Origin of the sequence: Chloroflexus sp. (genome assembly GCF_034432675.1) — a bacterium.
Taxonomy (GTDB): domain Bacteria; phylum Chloroflexota; class Chloroflexia; order Chloroflexales; family Chloroflexaceae; genus Chloroflexus.
Genome location: NZ_DAOUBI010000173.1, coordinates 1 through 22314, shown reverse-complemented (window position 1 = coordinate 22314; position 22314 = coordinate 1). Strand labels below are relative to the sequence as shown.

General features: G+C 57.7%; 17 protein-coding genes and 2 pseudogenes. 6 read left to right on the top strand and 13 right to left on the bottom strand.

Annotated elements, in window-relative coordinates:
• Positions 1–657: 657 nt before the first annotated feature.
• From VAE55_RS12765 to VAE55_RS12715, 10 genes and pseudogenes are all read right to left on the bottom strand, one after another.
• Positions 658–2196, bottom strand: a complete 1539-nt coding sequence (locus VAE55_RS12765) for a tripartite tricarboxylate transporter permease (RefSeq protein WP_322816155.1) — start codon at positions 2194–2196, stop codon at positions 658–660.
• Positions 2197–2205: 9 nt separating this feature from the next.
• On the bottom strand, positions 2206–2697 hold the full coding sequence (locus VAE55_RS12760; protein ID WP_322816154.1) for a tripartite tricarboxylate transporter TctB family protein: 492 nt from the start codon (positions 2695–2697) through the stop codon (positions 2206–2208).
• Positions 2694–3745, bottom strand: a pseudogene (locus VAE55_RS12755) (Bug family tripartite tricarboxylate transporter substrate binding protein). Before VAE55_RS12755 ends, VAE55_RS12760 begins: the two are co-directional and overlap by 4 nt.
• Before the next feature lie 383 nt (positions 3746–4128).
• On the bottom strand, positions 4129–5058 hold the full coding sequence (locus VAE55_RS12745) for a VOC family protein (protein ID WP_322816151.1): 930 nt from the start codon (positions 5056–5058) through the stop codon (positions 4129–4131).
• A 33-nt stretch (positions 5059–5091) separates the two neighbouring features.
• A pseudogene (locus VAE55_RS12740) lies at positions 5092–6203 on the bottom strand (Uma2 family endonuclease).
• 297 nt (positions 6204–6500) lie between these two features.
• Positions 6501–7673 (bottom strand): FAD/NAD(P)-binding protein, encoded by a 1173-nt coding sequence (locus VAE55_RS12735; protein ID WP_322816150.1) that lies wholly within the window; start codon positions 7671–7673, stop codon positions 6501–6503.
• A gap of 82 nt (positions 7674–7755) precedes the next feature.
• Positions 7756–8010: a 50S ribosomal protein L28 gene (gene rpmB / locus VAE55_RS12730; RefSeq protein WP_322816149.1), complete on the bottom strand. Its 255-nt coding sequence runs from the start codon at positions 8008–8010 to the stop codon at positions 7756–7758.
• 68 nt (positions 8011–8078) lie between these two features.
• Positions 8079–8444 (bottom strand): SaoD/DsrE family protein, encoded by a 366-nt coding sequence (locus VAE55_RS12725; RefSeq protein WP_322816148.1) that lies wholly within the window; start codon positions 8442–8444, stop codon positions 8079–8081.
• Positions 8445–8638: 194 nt separating this feature from the next.
• A complete protein-coding gene (zigA, locus tag VAE55_RS12720; protein WP_322816147.1) occupies positions 8639–9850 on the bottom strand; it encodes a zinc metallochaperone GTPase ZigA in 1212 nt (403 codons plus the stop codon).
• Between the two features lie 261 nt (positions 9851–10111).
• The gene (locus VAE55_RS12715) at positions 10112–11734 is read right to left on the bottom strand and encodes an aspartate:alanine exchanger family transporter (RefSeq protein WP_322816146.1); all 1623 of its coding nucleotides are present in this window, start codon (positions 11732–11734) and stop codon (positions 10112–10114) included.
• A gap of 91 nt (positions 11735–11825) precedes the next feature.
• Between VAE55_RS12715 and VAE55_RS12710 the strand changes: the two genes are divergently transcribed.
• On the top strand, positions 11826–12143 hold the full coding sequence (locus tag VAE55_RS12710) for a metal-sulfur cluster assembly factor (protein WP_012258652.1): 318 nt from the start codon (positions 11826–11828) through the stop codon (positions 12141–12143).
• A gap of 82 nt (positions 12144–12225) precedes the next feature.
• Positions 12226–12957, top strand: coding sequence for an amino acid hydroxylase (locus VAE55_RS12705; RefSeq protein WP_322816145.1), 732 nt, complete (start codon positions 12226–12228; stop codon positions 12955–12957).
• A 469-nt stretch (positions 12958–13426) separates the two neighbouring features.
• On the opposite strand, the gene VAE55_RS12700 is transcribed toward VAE55_RS12705, so the two are convergent.
• Entirely contained in the window at positions 13427–14218 is a 792-nt protein-coding gene (locus VAE55_RS12700; RefSeq protein ID WP_322816144.1) for a CAP domain-containing protein, read from the bottom strand.
• Between the two features lie 530 nt (positions 14219–14748).
• Here VAE55_RS12700 and VAE55_RS12695 point away from each other — a divergent pair.
• The 4 genes from VAE55_RS12695 to VAE55_RS12680 are packed head-to-tail and all read left to right on the top strand — an operon-like array spanning position 14749 to position 19110.
• The gene (locus VAE55_RS12695; RefSeq protein ID WP_322816143.1) at positions 14749–16800 is read left to right on the top strand and encodes a M15 family metallopeptidase; all 2052 of its coding nucleotides are present in this window, start codon (positions 14749–14751) and stop codon (positions 16798–16800) included.
• Positions 16801–16815: 15 nt separating this feature from the next.
• Positions 16816–17574 (top strand): SDR family NAD(P)-dependent oxidoreductase, encoded by a 759-nt coding sequence (locus tag VAE55_RS12690; RefSeq protein WP_322816142.1) that lies wholly within the window; start codon positions 16816–16818, stop codon positions 17572–17574.
• 12 nt (positions 17575–17586) lie between these two features.
• The gene (gene fsa, locus VAE55_RS12685; RefSeq protein ID WP_322816141.1) at positions 17587–18240 is read left to right on the top strand and encodes a fructose-6-phosphate aldolase; all 654 of its coding nucleotides are present in this window, start codon (positions 17587–17589) and stop codon (positions 18238–18240) included.
• 9 nt (positions 18241–18249) lie between these two features.
• Positions 18250–19110, top strand: coding sequence for a uridine kinase (locus VAE55_RS12680; protein ID WP_322816140.1), 861 nt, complete (start codon positions 18250–18252; stop codon positions 19108–19110).
• 2 nt (positions 19111–19112) lie between these two features.
• On the opposite strand, the gene VAE55_RS12675 is transcribed toward VAE55_RS12680, so the two are convergent.
• Together VAE55_RS12675 and VAE55_RS12670 are read right to left on the bottom strand one after the other, a co-directional pair.
• A complete protein-coding gene (locus VAE55_RS12675) occupies positions 19113–19253 on the bottom strand; it encodes a hypothetical protein (protein WP_322816139.1) in 141 nt (46 codons plus the stop codon).
• Between the two features lie 46 nt (positions 19254–19299).
• Complete coding sequence (locus VAE55_RS12670; protein ID WP_322816138.1) at positions 19300–21624, bottom strand: transketolase-like TK C-terminal-containing protein; 2325 nt, start codon at positions 21622–21624, stop codon at positions 19300–19302.
• Between the last annotated feature and the right edge of the window lie 690 nt (positions 21625–22314).

The following is a 22314-nucleotide window of genomic DNA, read 5'->3' as shown; positions in this document are numbered from 1 at the left end:
GCCGGATCGTGAGCACGGCTGGCGCGGCAGCATGGCTGCCGCACGCCAAACTGCGCGACACGCACCTGATGCGCGGGTAAGGCAACCCATTCAGCACGTGATACCACGACTGAAGCGGCGCACTGCCACCGGGTCAGTCGCCCACAACAGCACCCATAGCGATCATCCCCGCTGATACGCACGTGGTTAACACCAGTTGTGGGTCATGCATAGCCCCTGGGGGTGGGAGAGGGGAGGGCAGACGTTTGATCGAGGGCTTCCTGATAGGGTAGACGTTGGGTTCGATCATCTGTCCTGGCCGTCCGTGAATGCCGCCAGGGGCGGGAGCTTGCGCCTGGCTCCTCCCTTTAGCACTAGTACCGGCACCATGCGCACCGGAGGCGCACGCTCCCAGCTCCCGGCTGGGGAGCACGCCTATCATCACTCCCCTGACCCGCTCCGGCACGCGGGCAATGCAATATCCAAGTTGTGGGTAATGCATAGCCCAGCAGGGGCGGGCTGGGGTAGGGGTGTGTCCCCTACCTCCAGCAGGTTTAGGAGCGAGCGGCAAACGTCTACCGCAACAGGACGCCCAATGCAGCTCGCTACTTTCCCCTCGTCCGCGAAGCGGGCAAGGGGGTGAGGGCATACTCTGCATCATCCGGTACCATTGCCCGATCAATCCTCTTCACCTCGCCCAAATACGAGTCGGCCACCCTGCGCCTGTTTGCCGGTTATGCGTTTAATGATGACCGGCATGTAGGGCAGGAGCAGGGCTGCCAGGGCTGCCAGCAGAAGGCTGAGCGAGAGTGGTCGGGTAATGAAAATGCTTAGATCGCCCTGACTGATGGCGAGCGCCCGGCGGAATTGCGATTCGGCCAGGGGAAGGAGAATCAGCCCTAGAATCGCTGGGCCGACCGGTATGCGGAAACGACGCATGAAAAAGCCGATGATACCGATAACGTACATCAGGACGACATCGACAAAACTATTCGCCATGCTGTAAACACCCAGGGTGCCAAAGACCAAAATCCCACTGTAAAGAAGTGGACGCGGAATGGTGAGAATCTTCACCCATATTTGAATGAGAGGGAGATTCAAGATCAGCAGCATGACGTTCCCAATGTACAGACTGGCGATCAGCGTCCAGACCAGATCGGGCGAGCGCTGAAACAAGAGGGGGCCAGGCTGGAGGTTGTAGATTTGAAAAGCGGCCAGCAAGATTGCTGCGGTTGCCGATGTTGGTAAGCCAAGAGTCAGGAGTGGTACCAAGACCCCCGAAAAGGCGGCATTGTTAGCTGCTTCCGGCCCGGCCACCCCCTCAATTGCGCCCTTCCCCCACTCATCTTTATGCCGCGACAGCCGCTTTTCGACGGTGTAACTGAGGAAGGTTGGAATTTCGGCACCGCCAGCCGGTAAGGCTCCCAACGGAAAGCCAATGAGTGCACCGCGCAGCCATGCCGGCCACGAGCGTCGCCACTCGTCACGATTCATCCAGACGGACGAGCGGACGGCGAGTACCTCTTCGCGTTTATAGCGGAGCTGTGAGGCGACGTAGAGCGCTTCTCCTACGGCAAAAAGACCAACGGCAACCACTACCACATCGATCCCGTCCAGCAATTCGACAATCCCGAAGGTCAGGCGTACCTGACCAGAGAGGATATCGATCCCGATCAGCCCGAAAAAGAGACCGATGAAGAGGCTGATCATGCCGCGAATGATTGATGAACCGACCAGCGCTGTGACGCTGACAAAGGCCAGCACGGTGAGTGCGAAATAATCTGCCGGTTGGAAGAGCAGCGCCACGCGGGCCAGGAGTGGCGCAATAAAGGTGAGGAGGAGTGTCGAGAGGGTACCGGCCACGAACGAGCCAATCGCCGCTGTCGCCAGTGCAGCGCCGGCCCGCCCGGTTTTCGCCATTGCAAACCCTTCAAAGGTGGTGGCTACCGATGCCGATTCGCCGGGTGTGTTGAGCAAGATTGAGGTGGTAGAGCCACCGTACATCCCGCCGTAGTAGATACCGGCAAACATAATCAGGGCACCGGTTGGGTCAAAGTTGTAGGTTAACGGCAAGAGCAGGGCAACCGTAAGGGCTGGCCCAATGCCCGGCAACACACCGACCGCTGTACCGATGGTGACGCCAATCGCCGCTAGGAAGAGGTATTGTGGCGTGAGCGCATTGGCGAACCCGGCCAATAGATAACCGATAACGTCCACAGACTATCCCTATAGCAAGCCGCTCAGGGTACCGGCGGGCAGGCGAACACCAAGGAGACGGGTGAAAGCGAGATAGACAATGAGGCCGATCAGAAAGCCGATCAATAGATCACGGCGCAGATGCCGGCTCTCCAATATGCGACTGCTCAGCGGAAAGAAGAGGGTCGTAGCAATCACATATCCGAGTGGCCATAACACAACCGCGTAGGCGACCAGCAGTACCAGCAGCAATAGCGTTGTTGGCCAATCGGTTGTCTGTTCCTCGGCAGCTACTTCAACCACCAGATCGTGATCTGGTACAACCGTAACCCGCAGGAAGAAGAGGAGACCGAAGATCAAACAACCACTGCCAACAATCGTTGGGAAGACACGTGGCCCAACGACAGTGAACCCCGCACTTTCGCTCATTTGAGTGATCTGGGAGAGGATAACCCCTCCCAGACCAATCACCGCTAATGCGGCCAGCCGTAATGAAAGCAGTGCCCGTGTGTGTGCATTCATTGCACCAACCCAAGATCGCGCAGGACGCCCCCAATACGAGTGATTTCATTATTCAAAAATGTGCTGAATTCATCACCGGTGCGGAAGAAGTCAGTCCAGCCATTTTTGCTAAGTGCGTCTTGCCACTCTTTGCTGGCATGCATCTTCTCGATGGCGGCGATAACCGCAGCCCGCTGTTCAGGCGTGAGGTCGGGAGCACCGAAGACAGCGCGCCAGTTCATCAATGCTACATCGACACCAGCTTCTTTCAAGGTTGGTACATCGATACCGGCAATCCGTTCCTCACTCGATACCGCCAGCATACGCATGGTTCCGGCGGCAACCTGCTCGGCAAACTCTGACACGCCAGATACGCCAGCCGTCACTGCACCGGAGAGAATAGCTGCGGTCGCTTCACCACCGCCCGAATAGGCAATGTAGTTGACATTCGCCGGGGCGACGCCGACAGCTTTGGCAATCAGTCCAACCAGAATGTGATCGGTACCGCCAGCCGATCCGCCACCCCACGAAATGGCTGTCGGATTGGCCTTGAAGTCCGCGATGAGTTCTTGCAGGGTCTGATACTTCGATTCGGCGGGCACAACAATTGCCTCTGCTTCGGCAGTGAGCAGCGCGATGGGGGTGACCTGTGACAGATTAACTGGTGCTTTATTGGTTTGAATTGCCCCAACCATCACCAGGCCGCCGACCATCAACTCGTGTGGTTTGCCTTTGGCTTCATTCACAAATTGCGCCAGACCAATGGTACCGCCGGCGCCGCTCACGTTGTAGATTTGCAGCAGATCCAAACAGGTTGATGTACTGAATACAGACCAATGGTACCGCCGGCGCCGCTCACGTTGTAGACCTGCACAGTCTGACCGGTAGTCGCGGCCAGTGCCGCCTGCATTGCACGAGCAGTACTATCCCAACCACCGCCGGGGGAGGCCGGCGCCATAATGTTAATCGCCTCGGTTGGATACTCAAACGAAGAGGAAGTGGTAGCCTGGGTGCCACATGCGCTAAGCAGCATTGCTATGAGCAGAATGACCGGGAGAACGCGACGCATAGCAACTCCTTTCCTGATAGGTGCATTTGTCTGGGGGCCCAATGGGAAAATAGCTGCCCTATTATATTCCCGACGGAGATTGGCGTCAACAGAAAAAGTTATACGGTCACGATCACGCTGCTTTCCGCGCAGACATCACACGCCGAAGTGGGTGCTGTTTACGTTTGCATAGTTTGGCGTGCGGCAGCCACACTTCCGTGCTCGATGTGCAGGTGCCATGCGCGTGTCTCACCGGTCACGCTACGGATTGTGAGAACAACGGGTGTGTCTGGATTGATGGGATGACTTCTACACACCGCACGTTAAATATGAACGCAGCGCTACGCTGCATACGTGGTTCCAACTGTGTCGCGTGGAAACGGGCGCTCTTGTGGATGCGTCTTTCAGGTCAGATTGCTGCTGTGCGACGCACTTGCCAGGAATTGTTCTCTTGTGGTTAGAACAATCCGGTTGTAGAATGGATCATGCAGCAGCCTTCCTGCCGGATGTGCTTCTTCGGTGATCCCTGCGTCGCGGAGACGGTCAAGGATCGGTGCCAGTGTGCTCTGATCGGGCACGACAATTGAAAACCACTGGAGACCGAGGGCATCGGGTGGTGCTGAGGGGACAACCTCGCCCTGCCAGGTGTTCAGTCCGATATGGTGATGGTAGCCACCGGTTGAGACCATCGCCATCTGAAAACGGCGCATTACGCCCTGAATATCGAAGCCGATCAGTCGGTGGTAGAAGTCTACTGCAACATCTATATCTGCCACGTGCAAATGAATATGCCCGATGCTGGTTGTCGCTGCCATAGGAGCGTCAAGATCGTCGGTGGGTGAGAGCAGGCGTAACAGTGCAGCTACGTCAAGTGGTTCACGCCCGTTACTCAGACTGCCGTCTGCACGACGGGCAAAAAAGATGTCATCGTTCATGACAAAGATACCATCCTCTGGCGACTCGCAATAGATTTCAATCCCATTGCCATCCGGGTCATCGAGATAGGTGGCTTTGGTCATGATGTGATCGGTTGGTGCGTTTGGATAACGTGCCCGAAAGAGACGGGCCAGCGCACGAGCCAGTTCATAGCGGTTGGGAACGAGTATTGCCACGTGGTACAGCCCGCAGACGCCACGGTAGCGGCGGTATGCCGGTTGTTCGTGCAAGATCAAGAGATCAGGGCCACCAATGCCGAGATGAGCCGTCTGTGCAGTACGCTGATGAAGCCGTAGACCGATCAAGCTTTGATAAAAGGCCAGTGAGCGTTCAAGATTGGTGACGGTGAGGGCTACAGTACCGATATGCGTGGCGGGGTGAATCGTGCCGGCTACCATAAGGACTTCTCCTGGCTGATCTGAAATGTACCTCTACTCTTCGCCGCGTAATCGACGCAATTCACGTTCCAGCTCGCGTAGTCGTGCTTCAATCGCTTCACGTTCCTCGGCTTTACGGCGAGCCTGTTCCTCGGCGACAGCGCGGGCAGCCGCTTCTGCCGCCCGGGCCTCAGCTTCACGGTGGGCCTGTTCTTCAGCGCACCGTGCCCGCTCCTCAGCCGCCGCTCGTTCCTCAGCTTCGCGGCAGGCCTGCTCTTCAGCAGCCGCCCGTGCAGCCGCTTCCGCCGCCCGCGCCTCGGCTTCACGGCGGGCCTGTGCTTCAGCGGCAGCGCGGGCCTCGGCTTCACGGCGGGCCTGTGCTTCTGCGAGCCGTGCCCGCTCTTCAGCCGCTGCCCGAGCTTCAGCTTCGCGGCGGGCTTGGGCCTGCGCCGCTTCTGCCAGCTCCATCATCGCGGTGTAGTTCCCCATCACCTCGCCCCGCTCGTTGTAGCACACTACGTGGTTGTCCGCGACACCCAACCACAGTCGGGCAATTTCCAGATACACCCGTCCGTGCTCGTCCGGCGGGTGCAGCACGTAGCGCTCTCCCATCAACCGGTAGTCCAGCAACCGTAGCCGGAGCGGCTCTTCCCGCGTCAGATAATCCACGATCACGTACTGCGCGACCCCCGCCCGTGCATAGTGTTCGACTTTACGCACCAGATCGATCTCACGAGTCTCCGGTGAGGTGATTTCGATGCTCAACGCTGGCCGCCGCCCCTCCTGCACGACATCAAACGTGCTCCAGTTGTCCCATTTGGTGATGCCGGGAATCACCATCACGTCCGGGCTGTGTGGCCGCAGTACGGGCACGTCCCAGGCGATGCGTATGTCACTCATCACGATGGCTTCGCCGGTGCGTTCCAGCCGCGCTTGTCACACATCGGTGAGGGAGCGCTGGTCGGTTTCGTGACGGATGCTATGCACGCTGAAATCTCCCACCTCGGGATGGAGGACATCCTCGAGGGGGAGCGGCACCTGCTCGAAGTGGGATGGGTCGTCGGGGGTGGGACGGTGCACAAAGCCCAGCCGTAGCGAAACGGGTCGTCGGCTGGGGCCGATGGCGGGTCGGGAACCAGCGTGGTTTTGGGCGACGGTTGGCTCATAAGGAAACCTCCCTGCTGGGGTGGGTAGGGGTTGGGAAACAGCTCTGGATTGGTATTGTACCACAGCGGTCATCTGGCATGCTGACCGGTGATTGGCGAAGGGTTGCGCACCGGGGGCACCGGTACGAGGGAAGCGTGAGCAGAGCACGATGCACTCCTGGGTCGACCCGGTGTTCTGATATATACACCGGGTCAGGAGCGCAAAAGTGACGCGGATATTTGCAAGAGATGGTGGATAAGTGGGTGAGGCACACCAGCGGATACTTGCCGGAGAAGCTCTGTTCTACAATCGGCCTGTCAGCTATCACCAGCACACCGACGCGCCAATCGCTCACCGGCGTGACGAGCACCAATAATGTTACGTGCTACGGGGCCGATCTCGAGTTCGGCCAGCGGGCCGCTCACGAATAGCCCTGGTGCCCATTGCAAATCAGGGCCGATCAGGGGGTAGCCGCACGGTGCGGTTGGTAATTCATTGTGGGCAATGACCTTGTCGAGCCACGGATGACCGGGGCGTTCGGATGTGAAGCCGGTAGCAAGGATAACCGTTGTTACCGCCAGTCGGTGATGCGTAAGCTGTAAGGTGATCGCACCATCTGCAATGGTGGAGGCGTGTACTTCATCAATCACGATCTGAAGTTGTTGCTGTTGTGCAGCGGCATGCAGACTCTGGGCCAGTTCAACCGGCATCGTTCCCGGTAAGCGGGCCGCAGTGATCATCGTGCGCCGTCGGGTTGGGTCGGGTTCGGCGTGGAAGCGACGCAGCTCTTTCGGACCCATCCAACCGGGCGGGCTATCGAACGGGGCGACCTGGATCGGACGACGCATAAGCAACGTTACCTGAGCTTTTGGGCAGAGGTTGAGCGCGAGATGGCCGGCACTGATCCCGCCCCCGATAATCGCAACGGCACTGTGCGCGGTGATCTGATCGAGGGTGAACGCCGGTTCGTAGAGGTGATAAACCGCTGCGCCGGCCTTACGAAGGTCACGCGCCCAGGCCGGCCAGCGTAATTGATCACCACAACTCACTGCCAGCAGTACATTTCGGGCTGAGAGCACACCCTGATCGGTTTCCACATCCCAGAACGTTGATCGCCGATGCAGACCGTACACGCGCCCTTGCAGCGTATAGTCCGACAATCGATATTGACGTATGAGCGATTGCGCGTGGGCTTGAAAGATAGCGAGTGATGGACGCTGGTAACGACCGTGAAAATGATGATCTTCGGCGTTGATTTGGCGTGCAAATCGTAGCAGATCGTATGGATCAGGTGCAAGATGGTGCACAACAGTTGAGCGAAGATAACGCATCCCACAGGCGGTTGTGCAAGACTCCCAGCGCGCGAGGAGATGATCGTAGGGATCGATAATGCGAATACGGTCGGCGGCGATTCTACACCGCTCGCGCAGCACAAGGGCCAGATGTACACCGTGAATGCCGCCACCGACAATGAGCCAGTCCAGATGCATACGAATAAATCCGAACCAATCGTTCTATTACAACTGAATCAATGTCTCCGATGACGTGCCTCTTGTACCGGTCAAGGAGAGGTTATGCGCGTGAACGCCGTTCAACATCTTTTAGGGTGAGTCCGCGATCACGTAATGCTTTCAATAAACCTTTCCGCTCAATTTCACGCAGCGCTGCCGCCGAGAGCTTGAGGCGCACAAAGCGCTGTTCTTCCGGTACCCAGATTCGTCGTTCCTGGACATTGGGTAGCCAGCGTCGGTTTGTACGACGCTTGGAAAATGAGACGTTGTGTCCAAATGAAGGAGAGCGACCGGTCAAATCACAACGACGTGACATATCTGTTCCTCCGTTGTGGCGAGAGGGTGTCAGAACGATATACCCTCTCGCTGCCAGTTTGAGATGTATCAGAGCGTAATCACCTGATCCGGTGGGTTACCGGCCAGCGCAGCGTACAGGTCGGGGAAGCATCCTACCTGCACGCCGGCTACGGTCCCGTTTGCCCGGCAATTGCCCGGTTCGCCGACAGCCAGCCCGCGTTCAAGTGCACATTGGTCGCACATCATCAAGAGGATCCCCTGATCAGCAGCGACTTTTGCCAGCCGCTCCCCCATCGGATCACCTGCCCGCAGCAGGTAGGTATTGTCATCGAAGAAGAACATCCCAACGACTTGTGCACCGTGGTTACCGGCTTCTAGCTGTGGCAGGATCATCTTGCCGAGCTTGTAGCTGGCGGTGTGGCCTGATGTAGCGAAGATGTAAGCAACTTTCATGCCTTCTAATCCTTTCGATATAAATATGTTGCGAAATTGTAACACTTACTAAGAGCCTATCCGAAAAGTGGGGCGAGATGGCATCTCGCCCTACGAAAAATGCCTCAGAAGCGATTTTTCGGATAGGTTCTAAATGATCATGACGGTCACTGTCAACAACGAGCGAATGTTACCGTTGTCAGCGGTTGTGATCCTCATTCGTCCAGGATCATAACCGGCTCCCAGCTTCCAAATGGATCGGTAAACGTTGCCCAGCCGGTTGGGCCAAGCTTCATCTCCTCATCGGTCAACAAACACGATGTTATGCGTTTTCGCAGGGCTGCTTCATCGAGGTCCTGACCGATAAATACCAGCTCTTGTCGGCGATCACCCCACTGATCGTCCCAGATCGCGGCCAGTGCCGCTGCTTCGGCGGGATCATCCGGCTGATCGGCTACCGCTGTCCACCACCATCCACCCGGTTCAATGCGGCAGGAAGCACCGGCTTGCGACCAGATTCCGCACTGGTGCATACGGGTTGCCAGCCAAAAGATACCCTTCGAGCGCAGCACTCCCGGCCATTCCTCGTGGAGCAGCTCCCATAATCGCTGCGGATGAAATGGTCGCCGGGCACGGAAGACGAAGCTGCTAATCCCGTATTCTTCCGTTTCGGGTGTGTGTTCGCCACGCAGTTCCTTGAGCCAGCCCGGCATCTGTGCTGCCCGCTCGAAGCTAAACAGTCCGGTGTTGAGAATGTGGTCGAGAGGAACTTGCCCAAACACGCTGCGGATCAGGCGAGCTTCTGGATTCAGTTTGCGCAAGAGTGCTTCAAGCCGGATCAGATCGGCTTCACTCACCAGATCGATCTTGTTTAGGACAATGACATCCGCAAACTCCACCTGATCGATCAGTAGATCAACCACTGTCCGTTCGTCGTCGTCACCGACAGCTAGATCACGATCACGCAATTCGTCTAGCGAATGCAGGTCACGTGGAAAGGTAAAGGCGTCAACGACCGTAACCATCGTGTCGAGGCGAGCAATCTCGCTCAGGGAAGTGCCATCAGGACCAGGAAAGGTAAACGTCTCCGCTATCGGTAGGGGTTCGGCAATGCCGGTCGACTCGATCAGTAGATAGTCGAATCGGCCTGTCCGGGCCAGACGGGCAACTTCGATGAGCAAATCCTCGCGGAGGGTACAACAGATACAGCCGTTCGTCAGCTCCACTAATCGTTCCTCGGTGCGACTGAGTGCAGCACCGCCCGAACGGATTAAATGTGCATCGATATTGACCTCGCTCATATCGTTGACGATGACTGCTACCCGAAGACCGGCCCGATTGGTCAGTACGTGGTTGAGTAGGGTCGTCTTGCCGCTACCGAGAAATCCGGATAGGACGGTAACGGGTATTGGTTGAGAGGTGGGCATTTGTTGTTCCATATTGATACATTATATCATTTTTGATTGACCAAAAAAGGTACTGATGGATGCAGCAGTGAAATGATACCTTATATCAATATGGCTGTCAAGTCGAACGACTGGCGTGTCGAACAACTAACCAACCAGGGCACTGGCAGGATCGCGTTGCCGAGACCTGGAAAACACAGCGAGGGTTCACATGAAACTCTCTGTGCCCGCCGTGCCGCCGTGGTGCACATAACCAACCGTTGCGCAGGTATCCCGTCACCTTCATCCAAGCAGAATCTGGGCCAGAATGATCTTCACAACCATGGCTGTCGGGAAGACCATCGCATAGCCGATATTGGGTGCTTCGTTGCCGGTCTGCTCGTTGGCAAATGCCAGCACTGCCGGTTGGGTCTGGAGGCCGGCCAGCATTCCGATCAGCAGGCTGAACGGTATCTTGAGCAGTTTATACCCGATAAAGAGGGTGAGTAGGGCAACCGGCATCGTGATCAGCGCACCACCGATAAAGAGAAACAGGCCATTGCCCTGGGTGATAGTGGTGAAGAAGCTGTAGCCGGCACGGGTGCCAATACCAGCCAGGAAGAGGGTCATGCCAACCTGGCGTAATGTGAGATTGGCGCTGTACGGCAGGCTCCAGATAATCGGCCCGGTGCGGCCACGCCAGCCGAGGAAGAGGGCGACAATCAGCGGGCCACCGGCCAGGCCAAGCGAGAAACTTCCCCCACCGGGTAGCGGGATGGGGATCAGTCCCACCAGCATGCCGAGTGCGGTACCCAACCCCAGCGAAACCACGTCAATTTCGGCCAGCGAACGGTAGGAGTCGCCGAAGAAGGCGCTGACCCGATCCATGTTGTCGCGTTGGGTGACAACACGCACCCGATCACCGGGTTCAAGCACTGTATCGCCGTGCGGTAGGAGTTCGACATCACCACGGCGAATGCGGGTGATGACCGCTCCCAGGGTTGAGGGCAGGTTGAGCATACGCAGTGGCACCCCAATAACCGCCGGATTGGAGACGAAGATACGCCGGAAGTCGAGGGTATGACGGTCGAGCATGAGTTGCTCGTCGGTTGGCTCACCCAGCACAGCCGTGACCTGGGCCACGGCTTCCGGCGAGCCAACGACACTGATCAGGTCACCGGTATTGAGCCGGGCTGCTCCGGTCGCCAGCTCGATCCGGCCATCATGTTGGCGTCGGCTGAAGATGACGTTCCCGCCATTAGCTTTAACCAGTTCGGCAATACTTTGCCCGTCCACATTGGCGTTGGTCACGCGAATAGTGCAGTTGATCAGGTGTTCGCCAACTGCCCCGAATTCGCGGAGCTGCTGGCTTTCCTGTTCCAGATCGATCCGCCAGAGCCGGCGCGTCAGGTAGATGGCGAGGATCATGCCGAGTACACCAACCGGGTAAGCCACCGAGTAGCCGACCACCGGTTCGGCACGGAGCGCTTCATCTGCGCCACGTTGACTTAACTGCTCGATGACCGCTGCCAGAGCAGGGGTGTTGGTCAGACTGCCGGCGAAGAGACCGGCGGTTTGCGCACTGTTGAGACCCAGGATCGTGCGCAGCACGACAGCAATACCGGCGGCAACGACGATGATTCCACCCACAAACAGGTTGTTACGTAGCCCGCGTCGGCGAAAGGAGGCGATAAAACCGGGGCCGCTGCTCAGGCCAATCGTGTAGACGAAGATGACCAGACCGAGCAGGTAGATGATGTCGGGCAGCCGCAGTCGTTGATCGAGTGCGCCAAAGGCTAGCCCAACGAAGAGTACGGCTGCCACCCCAAGACCGATTCCACCGATGTTGATCCTGCCGATCAGGTAGCCGATTGCCGATACCGTAAAGAGTAGCAGGAGAGGGTTGTTGGCTAATATATCGATCATGATGGTGTTCATCCTCGTGTATCGTGTCGTTGTTGTCCGCCGTGTATGGTATCATGCAAGTGGTAACCCACGGTTAAGAAAGAGGGATCGTATGATTACTGAAGATATGGTTCGGGCAGCGTTGAAGAATGTGGTCGATCCGGAGATCGGCCTAGATGTCGTCAATCTCGGTCTGGTGTACCGCATTGATATTCTCGATGGCGGCAAGACCGTTGATATCGACATGACCCTGACCACACCGGCCTGTCCGGCAGGGCCGCAGATACTCGAACAGGCTCGCCGGGAAGTGATGGCGTTGAAAGAAGTCTACAAGGAGCTTGAAAACGTCAAAATTAATCTGGTCTGGACGCCGTTCTGGAATCCCTCGATGATGTCAGAAGAGGCGCGGGAAGAGTTGGGGTTCTTCTAATGTGGTAAGCGAACGGTGAGTATTGGGCGATGCTCACCGTTCGTTGACGATTCAGCAGCATACAATACAAGGGGGTATTGTCATGACAACCATTGCTCCGCCCGCGATGCCTGCCTACACTGAGGAAGACCATCTGGTTTGGGCAACACTCTGTGCACGCCAAGTTCCCCGGCTTGATCGCTACGCTTGTCGGCTCTTCCACGAAGGGTTTCGTAAACTCAATCTCGATTTGCAGCGTCTCCCCAATCCGGTACAGGTAAGCGAACGGCTGGCCGCAATGACCGGCTGGACGTTGTGTGACGCTCAAAACGAGTATCTCAATCCCACCGAATGGTTCGAGCATATCGCCGAACGACGTTTTCCGGTCACCAATTACATTCGGCGCATGGACGAGCTTGATTTCACACCGCTCCCCGATCTGTTCCACGAGTACATCGGCCATCTGGCGTTTTTCACCGATCAGCGGTTTGCCGATATTGCCCAGGCGTTTGGGCCGCTCTACTTTGCCGGCGATGAACGGCAGCGGCTCGAAATTGCCCGTCTCTGGTGGTACAGCATCGAGTTTGGTCTGATCCGCGAAGATGGTGAGTTACGCGCCTTTGGTGCCGGTCTGCTGTCGTCGATTGGTGAACTCGACCACGCCTTTGCCCCTGACACGCCGCGGGTTCCCTTTGATATTCGACGGGTTGCCAATACACCAGGGGCGGCCTATTCGATGCATGAAACCTACTTCATCCTTGAGGATTTAGAGCACGTTGCGGCTATTTTGCGCTATTACGCTGCGATGGAAGGGCTGCCGCCGGTGCAGATATGATGCATGGCCGGTGAGGAATCTGTACCGAGCTCTGTCCTCTTAGTTAGTGAAGGTGTTGACTTCGCCTGTCCCACCTGGAAAGATGGTATTGGACAGGTTACGACGTGCATACCAGGCCCAAGAGCTTGGTATGCCGGTAGACGGCTGTGTAAGCGATGGAGAAGTCATCTCCTTGAAACCGGGTGATCGTAGCGATAATGAACGTCGTGCAGGTCACCGGTGCGACACGCGCCTGATACTGAGTACGGTGAGTGCGGCAGCCGCGCTGCCGCACTTCACACGCCGCGACACATATCACGGAGCGTAGAAACCCAATCCAATGCGTGATTGGGTAGAGGACGGCCACAGTTCTCGCTGCCTGTTGGTCATGCAGAAAGCAGGCTATACCGTCTGGTGTCCATTGTCAACGTTCATGAGCCTGGGCGCCTGTAAGGTGTTACAGCAGCACAGGCGATACACATAAGCTCCATCAATTCCCACTGCCCGTCTGAAATTGCCAGGTGTAGCTGAACGGTTGACTTGCGTATGATCCGTTGACTGAAACCTCGATCAATGTGTTGGGGGGAAGGTTGAGTGTCGGCGTGATCACGATCCCCTTGTGTCCAACCGGTAATAAGGTTGAGAAGCTATGCGCGATGTTGCCACCACCCACGACACGTAAAGCAGTACTGCTGACAATCGGAGTGTCGCCGAAATAGCGCCAATGTACCGTAATCGGGAATTGCGTCGGTGGGATGTCGGTCTGGTTCGGTGCTGGATAGCGCACCGGCCAGTTGGGGTAACTGTCGCCATTGTTGAAGTACGATAGTACATCCAGCGCGGCAGCGCTTGTGCTTCTATTACCGGTTGTGTAGAACCCGAAGCCAAATTTTTGCGTGGTTGGGTATAGGAGCCAGAGCCGATGACCGACCGAGGCCATCCAGCCGTCAATGGCATCGGCAGGTTCCCACGAACTACCCCATCCGATCCAGGCGTTACCATGTTGTGCACAGATCTGGCCGGCAGTGGAAGAAAAGGGCAGGCTCGGGTCTTGGTTGTGCGTTAGGTAATTGTTCTCGGCCATGTAGCGGGCGTGTTCAAAGCAATTGCTGTTGAGGGTAGTATCTTCGGTGACAGGGGGAACACCGGTGCGCAGCCGATAGCCGTTCACCCGTTCCAGCCAGTTGCTAGAGAGTGGTGGTAGTGGATTGGTGACAATCGGGATAAAGACGGTGTTAGTTGTAGTCTGAGTAATGGGTCGGGCCAGGGCGTTTGTTGACATGATGAGTAGCATCAGGGCAACGATGCTATATCGATGGAGTTGAGAGGGACATGTCACAGCTGCCTCCTTACAGAAATATGTTTCAGGTATCTAACTCTACTGTACGCGGTGTCTATCACTGGGGTCAATAGCTCTTCCTGGCTATTTGGAAACAGGTATGGTGTTCGTTGCTCGTATAGCGGAGCGATCTATGTGATCTGGGCCTGCTCTTTGAGCGCGGTAGGTGCTCTCACATGTGGACGGGCGGGTTGAGGACGGGCCTGGCTAGAGCGCCGGGGGTGTCGGGGCTGGTAGATGTGTCATCAATACCATCTATAGACCGTGCTGTGAGTGCGGCAGGCATCCTCGCGTGTGGATGGGCGGGTTGAGGAGGTGCCTGGCTAGATCGTTGGGGGTGTCGGAGCTGGTGTCATGCCGGTTTTACCCATCCTGATCAGTCTTGCTGATAAAACTTGAAATCTGAATTGCCTTCTCTGCCGCCCTGTGCTACGATGAGCCTTGAGCGTTCGCCACTTGTGACGGAGTAAGCTATGAGCGATGCCGATGGAGAGATTGTGTCGGTTGGAAGACCAGATCCCGCCGGAAAGAGTCGATTGGGTAGTGCGATCTCACAGGTGGTTGTCGTTGCTGATGAGCGACCGTTTGCCGTTGCGTTAGCTGCTTACCAGCGGGCAGATACAACGTTGTTGCCCCATTTTTACCTGGCTCGCGATGGAACGCGCTATCAATCGTTGACAGCCGGACGCGCCGGTTGGGGGGCCGGGCGGGCGATCTGGCGTCAGCGCTGGCGTAATCTTGATCGTAGTGCGTTGATTCTCTGCCTCGAAGCGCCTTCGGTCACCGATCTTAGTGAGGCGCAGTCGACAGTTCTGGCAGGCTGGCTCCCGGCGCTGGTTGCCCAACATCATCTGTCACTGGCCGATGTCGGGATGCTGGTGTCAGGGGCCAATGGTCAGGTGCGGTTGCAGCCGTATATTCCGCCTGCCCCACCGGTAGAGCCTGCCCTCGATACGGCGTTCGTGCTGGGGAGTGGCGTGCGGTCGCCAGAGCAGGAGCTTTGGCTGGGTCTGGCTACGATTACCTGGCGGCAACGGGGAGCGCAGTTGCGGCTTAATCAAGCCTTTTCGCTGTATTGGGGAAAGGTTGATCTGGGTGCACCGCTGGCACCTAATGAGCCGCCACCGGTGGCTGTCGATGGCAAGACGTACAATTTTCAGGTCTTTGCCCGCGATACGATCTTTAATGAAGGCACGCAGTACGCCGCTGTTCAGCGTCTGTCCGATCTGCTCGGCCCCGACATTGGGGCGATTCCGACTGCCGGTGTGAGCCGAGCGTTGATTGAGGCAAGTTATCGTAGTGCGCTCAAAGCCAGTGCCGCTCGTGCGCCGCTTGAAGGGAAGACTGAGTTTCGGGCCGATTGGAAATTTCATTTCGTCGCTCTGCAGGCCCGCCTTGGCCCGGCTCTCAGTAGTAACTACGTGACTGCCGACCGCGCCTTTGCGGTGCAGGTCTTTGCCGGTGATACGCTCTATACCCCGCTGAGTCAGCAGTCCGGTTGTTTCTTGCTCAGCCTGACCGATCCGGCCAGTCCGCAGTACGCTCTCATCTGGGCCGAGACCTGTAAGGTGGCCGGGATTCCGTATCTGCCTACCGATCCGTTTCATCAGCGGGCTATCGAATTGAAGTTGGGCACGCCGTTGAGTGGGGTCATGCGTGAGACGATTAACGGGCAGGTCTACGATGTGCAGGTCTTTGCGTATGATACGTTGTACCGTGGCGGTGATGGGGCCATTCGCCGTATGAGCGAATTGCCGCGTCCGGCCGAGGTGCAGAACTGGCAGCCGAAACCGGTTGTGCAACCGGTACAACCGACGCCGGCACCGCAACCCGCACCGACACCGGCACCGGCGCCATCGCCATCACCGTCACCGCAACCCGCACCGACACCGGCACTGGCGCCATCGCCATCACCGTCACCATCACCTGCCGTTGATGTGCGCAATGCCCCGGAGGTGGTACGGGCGGGTGCGCCGCGTCGTGATCCCAACTGGCCACCCAAACCTGATTTCAACATTCTGACCGACCGGAACAATCAGCGTGAGCAGGTGCTGGGGAAGATCGAGTGGGTACGGCGGAGTGGTGATGACATAACCATTACGAATGACTGGGTTGCCCGTCACCTCATCGAAGTCTATATTCCGCAATTGGCCCGTTTTCGGAATACCAATGGTGGGCGGATTAAGGTTCATAGGGTTGCCGCTGACCAGTTACGGCGGTTGTGGCAGGCCTGGGAAGATGCCGGTCTGCTCCATTTGGTGTTAACATTTGAAGGAGCCTGGTGGCCACGGACGATCCGCAGCAATCCAACGACGTTGAGTAATCACGCTTACGGGACGGCGTTTGATATTAATGCGCAGTGGAACGGTTTTTACAGGCCGGCGGCGCTGGTTGGTGATCGCGGTTCGGTGCGAGAACTGGTACCAATTGCCAATGCCCTCGGTTTCTTCTGGGGTGGTCACTGGAACTACGATGGCAGGGGAGCCAGTGATGGTATGCATTTTGAGTGGGCAGTTGCCCGTTGAGCAAAGGAGCACATCATGCAACTGCAAGGGTTGAGGGTCCTCGTTACCGGTGGTGCATCCGGTCTGGGCGCAGCGACGGCTGAGCGATTGGCCGGGGCCGGCGCACGAGTAACGATTGCCGATTTGAACGAAGTTGCCGGTATGGAACTGGCGGAGCGGATCGGGGGGCAATTTGTGCGCACCGATGTCACTGATCCGGCGCAGTGTGCTGCGGCTGTCAGCGCCGCGGCTGCGCAGCAGGGCCTGCACGTTCTGGTATGTTGCGCCGGGATCGTGCTGGCCGAGCGGATGCTTGGTCGGGAAGGCGTGCACGATCCGGCACGTTTCAAGCGGGTGATCGAGGTCAATTTGATCGGTACCTTTCAAATGATGCTGTACGCTGCCCAGGCGATGAGTCAGAATCAGCCGAACGATGAGGGCGAGCGTGGTGTTATCATCAATACGGCGTCGATTGCGGCCTTCGATGGTCAGATCGGGCAGGTAGCCTACGCTGCTTCAAAGGCGGGGGTGGTTGGGATGGCACTACCGGCAGCGCGGGAGCTGGCCCGCTTTGGGATTCGGGTGATGACAATCGCGCCGGGTATTTTTGATACGGCCATGATGGCGAGTCTGCCGGCGGCTGCCCGTGAGTCGCTCGGTGTGCAGGTACCGTTTCCACCGCGACTGGGGCGACCTGCTGAGTACGCAGCATTGGCCCAACATATCATTGAAAATCCGATGTTGAACGGAGAAGTTATTCGGCTCGATGGCGCGATTCGGATGGCGCCAAAATAACGGAGGAGACTAATGCAAATCTATCTCGATACGGCAAATCTAGCCGAGATTCGTGAAGCAGCCAGTTGGGGCATTCTTAGCGGAGTGACGACGAACCCGACCCTCATTGCTCGTGAAAAGGGAGCTGATTTCAAGGCGATCATCACCGAAATTGCCGAGCTGGTTGATGGGCCGATCAGTGCCGAGACCATCTCGCTCGATGCCGAGGGAATGGTGCGCGAGGGGTTGGAGTACGCCTCATGGCATCCGAATGTGATCATCAAGGTACCGAGCACAACCGAAGGGTTGCAGGCGGTGAGCCAACTGGCCAAACACGGCATTCGCTGCAATGTGACGCTCTGTTTCAATTCAGTGCAGGCGTTGCTAGCGGCGCGGGCCGGTGCGTTTATCATCAGTCCGTTCGTTGGCCGGGTCGATGATACTGGTGTTGATGGAATGGCATTGATTCGGGAAATTGCCGGTATTTATCGCCAGGATCGTGAAATTACCACCAAAATCCTGGCCGCCTCGATCCGCCATCCGCGGCATATTGTCGAGGCGGCGCTGGCCGGTGCCGATATTGCGACCTGCCCGTTTAAGGTCTTGCAACAGGCGATGCGCCATCCGTTAACCGACCGCGGCATCGAGCAATTTCTGGCCGATTGGAAATCGCGCATGAGTTCCTGAGTTTACGCTATGCGAGAACATTCACTGATGCTTGGACTGGTTGGCGCCAGTGGCTCTGGGAAGACAACCCTTACCCAGGGAATTGTGCGTCTACTCGGTGCCTATGGTGTTACACCGGTCAATCTTGATGACTACCTGCGCTACAGTCGGGCTGAGCGTGCCGTGTACGGTATGACCGACGCCGATCCGGCGGCGATGGATTTGGATCGCATGGCGGCCGATCTGGTTGCGCTGCGTGCTGGTCAAACTATCGAGAAGCCGGTCTATGACCATACTATTGGTGCGCCACGGGGAAGTGAGCGAGTTGCGCCAACTGGCCTGGTTATTGCCTATGGTACGCTCACGCTTACCCCACCGGTGCAGGTCGAATTATTCGATATGACCGTCTATTTTGACCCGCATCCTGCACTGTACCATCGCTGGCGGGAAGAACGAGATGTTCTTCAGCGCGGGTATACCTTGGCTGAAGTGCAGGCGGCATGGCCGGCGCGTGAACGTGATATTCAGCAGTACATCGTTGTACAGCGATCATTGGCCGATGTTGTTGTGCGGTTTGTGCCGGGGGAGATAGGTATTGACCTGCGTCTGCTGTTGCGCCGCCGGGCATTGACGTTCGAGATGGCAAATGTTGGGCAGGAAACCGGATCATCGGCGGTGCAGATACAGCAGCTTGCGGCTGATGAGGATGGACTGCCGGCTGTGCTGGTCACCGCCACATCCGATCCCGCCCTGGATCGCCTGAGTGAGGCATTGCGTGCGCGTTTACCGCGCAGTGGTCAGGTAACGGGCGACTCGCTCAACGCCACCCATCCAACGCTGCGATTTGCCCAAACGCTGATTGCGGCGTTGCTCTTGCATAAATCGCTGTGACGTCAGGAACACGTTGTGGCCGGTATGAATGGGTAGGCGAAGGTATTGTCTTCGCCTACCGTATGCGGTGGTGTAACCGGTAGTTTGCCGAAAAACCGGCGATCCTGCCCATCCAGGCCACAAGCGCTCAGTGTAGAAGCCATACTTCCGCATCCGGTGAGCGTATTCAGGTCGTGACCTAACCCCGCATCAGCCGCCGTACACGTTATCCACCAGCTCAAACGCACTCTCGACAATCGACATCGGATCGAGACGGAAGGCCCGGTAGAGATCATCACGACTTCCCGATTGTCCAAAACGATCAACTCCGTGCGCTCGCAAGGGTACGCCGAAGACCGATCCGAGCCATGCCAGCGCGTGCGACGCAGCGTCGTGCACCGTGACGATAGGTGCTTTACGTTCGTCTGGCAGGAAGAGCCAGCTCAAATCGTCGCCATGCCGCCAGTGTTCGTAAACCCGGCGGGCACTGGTCAGGTTGATGACGTTGACGGCAACCCCTTCCCGCTGCAAATAATGGGCTGCGCTCACCGCTTCGGGAACCAGCACACCACTGGTCACAATATGTATGAGTGGTGATCGCGCCTGATCGCGATAATCTGTACGGTCGATCAGCCGGTAGCCACCGCGCAGAACCTGTCGACGTAATTCAGCGGTACCGAACCGATCAAGCGCGGGTTGCAATAAACTCTGGTCGATTGGCCGGGTCGAGAGGCGCAGGTAGCTGGCTGAGCCGTTCGGATCGAGACACAGGCGTAGGGCTTCGTGCAGCAGCCAGGCTGTCTCAAGCGCAAAACAGGGTTCAAAGCTCGCCAGTTGCGGTAGCTCCATTCCCAACGAAGCGGTGACTGATGACTGATGGGCGCCACCTTCAGGCGAGAGCGTAATGCCACTCGGCGTGCCGACAACAATAAAGCGTGCACCTGAATACAGGCCGTAAATGAAGGCGTCAAGCCCGCGACAGACAAACGGGTCGTACACCGTACCAATCGGAATCAGCGGCTCCCCAATGAGATCGCCGGCGATACCGAACATGCCCAGCAGCATAAAGAGATTCATCTCCGAGATGCCCAACTCGATATGCTGCCCACCCGGCCAGCGTCGCCAGCGCAACATACGGTAGGCTTCGGTTTCAAAGTCTGGTTCTTCGCGCCGGGCAAACACGCCGGTCTTGTTGATCCAGCCGGCCAGGTTGGTAGACACCGAAACATCGGGTGACGCGGTGACGATGCGTTCGCGCAGGCCGGCGATGTCGGCAAGCCGCACCATAAAGCGCCCGAATGTGTCCTGGGTACTGACTGTACCGCTGGTCGGAACGATAATCTCATCGGGTAATGGGATGGCTGGTGGCGAAAGCGGGGGCGTCGCCACACCGTAGAGCCGCCTGGCCGCTTCCGCGCATAACTTCCCGCCCGGCGAATTCTCGGGCAGCCGATCCCATTCGTGGCCGGGTGGAATGGCAAACTGTTCGCGCAGGGCCTCGATCTGCTCTGGGCTAAGGAGCATCGAGTGGTTAAGTGGATTGCCGGCAATCGGTAATCCCCACCCTTTGATCGTATAGGCAAAAATGATGGTTGGTCGGCGCGGTTCGGCATCGGCTGCGGCCAGCGTCGCCAGGAGTTCGCCCACATCGTGACCACCCAGATTGGCCAGTGTCGCCGGTAACTCATCGTCGGGCACCTGGGCCAACAGACGGGCCAATCGCTCATCGTTATTGATCAGTCGTGGACGTAGATCGCGACCATTGAGTCGAATGAGAGCCTGATACTCCTCGTTACTCATCTCGTCAATGCGTGCGCGTAACGCCTCGCCGCCCGGCTGGGCAAAGAGCGATTGAAGTCGCCCACCATATTTGGCTTCTAATACTCGCCAGCCGCTCTCGGCAAACAATCGCTTGAGATGGGCAGCGCGAATACCGGGCACCACCCGATCCAGGCTCTGACGATTAAGGTCAACGACCCAGAGCAAGTTGTCGAGCTGGTCGAGCGCCGGATCGATCACCGCCTCCCAGACGTTCCCTTCATCGAGTTCAGCATCACCGACCAGCGCGACAAAGCGTTGGGTTGCCGGTTTGCCGAAGTGGGCTTCAATGTAGTGAGCACTGAGCGCGGCGAAGGCCGGGGCTACTGCCCCCAGACCGACCGATCCAGTCGAGAAATCGGGCGCATCAGGGTCTTTGGTGCGTGACGGATAAGCCTGCAAACCGCCAAATGCCCGCAGTTGCGTGAGATAGCGGGTATCGAGCCGACCGAGCAAGTACTGGAGCGCATGATAGGCTGGTGAAGCGTGTGGTTTAATCGAGACCCGGTCACCAGGTCGCAGATAACACAAATACAACGTGGTTAACATCGTCACCATTGACGCAGAAGACGCCTGATGACCACCCACCTTTACCCCATCCAGATTGGGACGCACATGGTTAGCGTGATGGATCATCAGCGTTGACAGCCAGAGCACGCGCTGTTGCACCTCTTCAATGGCGCTAATCAGCGCAGGGTTTGGCTCAGTGTGGGGCATACATCGCTCCTCTTCATTTATTGTGCGGGGCCGAGTCCATTATAGCATTCCTCCGCTCCGCTCACAGCGGGGGAATGGGGAGTAGCGTGCTCCCCTTCCTTCGCCGCGAGCTGGGAGCGTGCGCCTCCGGTGCGCACAGTACCAGTCCCCTTCCCTCACGCGCCAGTTGTGCACGTGCTTGCCGGATGGTAGTTCCTCCGTTTGGGCTTAGAAGTGCCTTAGCGGCTGTGCATGCCTGAACATCGCCGCAGGTGCCGCCCGGCTACCTGCACTGGTGGTGGCACCCCGCAGAGCGAGGAACGTCGCGACAAGCATTGGTGGCGTGGGTGGCTTATCTCACTGCTCTGATCACATTGCAGGCGAGGAGCGGGGGAGTGGTGACGGGCGTACTCCGTAATGGTTTTCGTTCACCGCAATCCCGGCCCTCCTCCTAACCTCCCCCCGCTGGGGGGAGGAACGGACAGCGCAAAAGAACGCAGCCGCCGTCAACCGCAATCCCGGCCCTCCCCTCCTAACCTCCCCCCGCTGGCTATGCATTACCCATAAGTCGAATATTGCATTGCCCGCGTGCCGGAGCGGGTCGGGGGCGTGATAACGGGCGTGCTCCCCAGCCGGGAGCTGGGAGCGCACGCCTCCGGTGCGCATGGTGCCGGTACCAGTGCTGGAGGGAGGAGTCAAGCGCAAGCTCCC

Excerpts from the sequence above, each read along its gene's own strand:
- VAE55_RS12695 (WP_322816143.1), top strand. The coding sequence starts at position 14,749 with ATGAGCGATGCCGATGGAGAGATTGTGTCGGTTGGAAGACCAGATCCC.
- VAE55_RS12670 (WP_322816138.1), bottom strand. The coding sequence starts at position 21,624 with ATGCCCCACACTGAGCCAAACCCTGCGCTGATTAGCGCCATTGAAGAG.
- VAE55_RS12715 (WP_322816146.1), bottom strand. The coding sequence starts at position 11,734 with ATGATCGATATATTAGCCAACAACCCTCTCCTGCTACTCTTTACGGTA.
- zigA (WP_322816147.1), bottom strand. The coding sequence starts at position 9,850 with ATGCCCACCTCTCAACCAATACCCGTTACCGTCCTATCCGGATTTCTC.
- VAE55_RS12760 (WP_322816154.1), bottom strand. The coding sequence starts at position 2,697 with ATGAATGCACACACACGGGCACTGCTTTCATTACGGCTGGCCGCATTA.
- VAE55_RS12675 (WP_322816139.1), bottom strand. The coding sequence starts at position 19,253 with ATGGCTTCTACACTGAGCGCTTGTGGCCTGGATGGGCAGGATCGCCGG.
- VAE55_RS12705 (WP_322816145.1), top strand. The coding sequence starts at position 12,226 with ATGACAACCATTGCTCCGCCCGCGATGCCTGCCTACACTGAGGAAGAC.
- VAE55_RS12690 (WP_322816142.1), top strand. The coding sequence starts at position 16,816 with ATGCAACTGCAAGGGTTGAGGGTCCTCGTTACCGGTGGTGCATCCGGT.
- rpmB (WP_322816149.1), bottom strand. The coding sequence starts at position 8,010 with ATGTCACGTCGTTGTGATTTGACCGGTCGCTCTCCTTCATTTGGACAC.
- VAE55_RS12725 (WP_322816148.1), bottom strand. The coding sequence starts at position 8,444 with ATGAAAGTTGCTTACATCTTCGCTACATCAGGCCACACCGCCAGCTAC.
- VAE55_RS12735 (WP_322816150.1), bottom strand. The coding sequence starts at position 7,673 with ATGCATCTGGACTGGCTCATTGTCGGTGGCGGCATTCACGGTGTACAT.
- VAE55_RS12700 (WP_322816144.1), bottom strand. The coding sequence starts at position 14,218 with ATGTCAACAAACGCCCTGGCCCGACCCATTACTCAGACTACAACTAAC.
- VAE55_RS12745 (WP_322816151.1), bottom strand. The coding sequence starts at position 5,058 with ATGGTAGCCGGCACGATTCACCCCGCCACGCATATCGGTACTGTAGCC.
- fsa (WP_322816141.1), top strand. The coding sequence starts at position 17,587 with ATGCAAATCTATCTCGATACGGCAAATCTAGCCGAGATTCGTGAAGCA.
- VAE55_RS12710 (WP_012258652.1), top strand. The coding sequence starts at position 11,826 with ATGATTACTGAAGATATGGTTCGGGCAGCGTTGAAGAATGTGGTCGAT.
- VAE55_RS12680 (WP_322816140.1), top strand. The coding sequence starts at position 18,250 with ATGCGAGAACATTCACTGATGCTTGGACTGGTTGGCGCCAGTGGCTCT.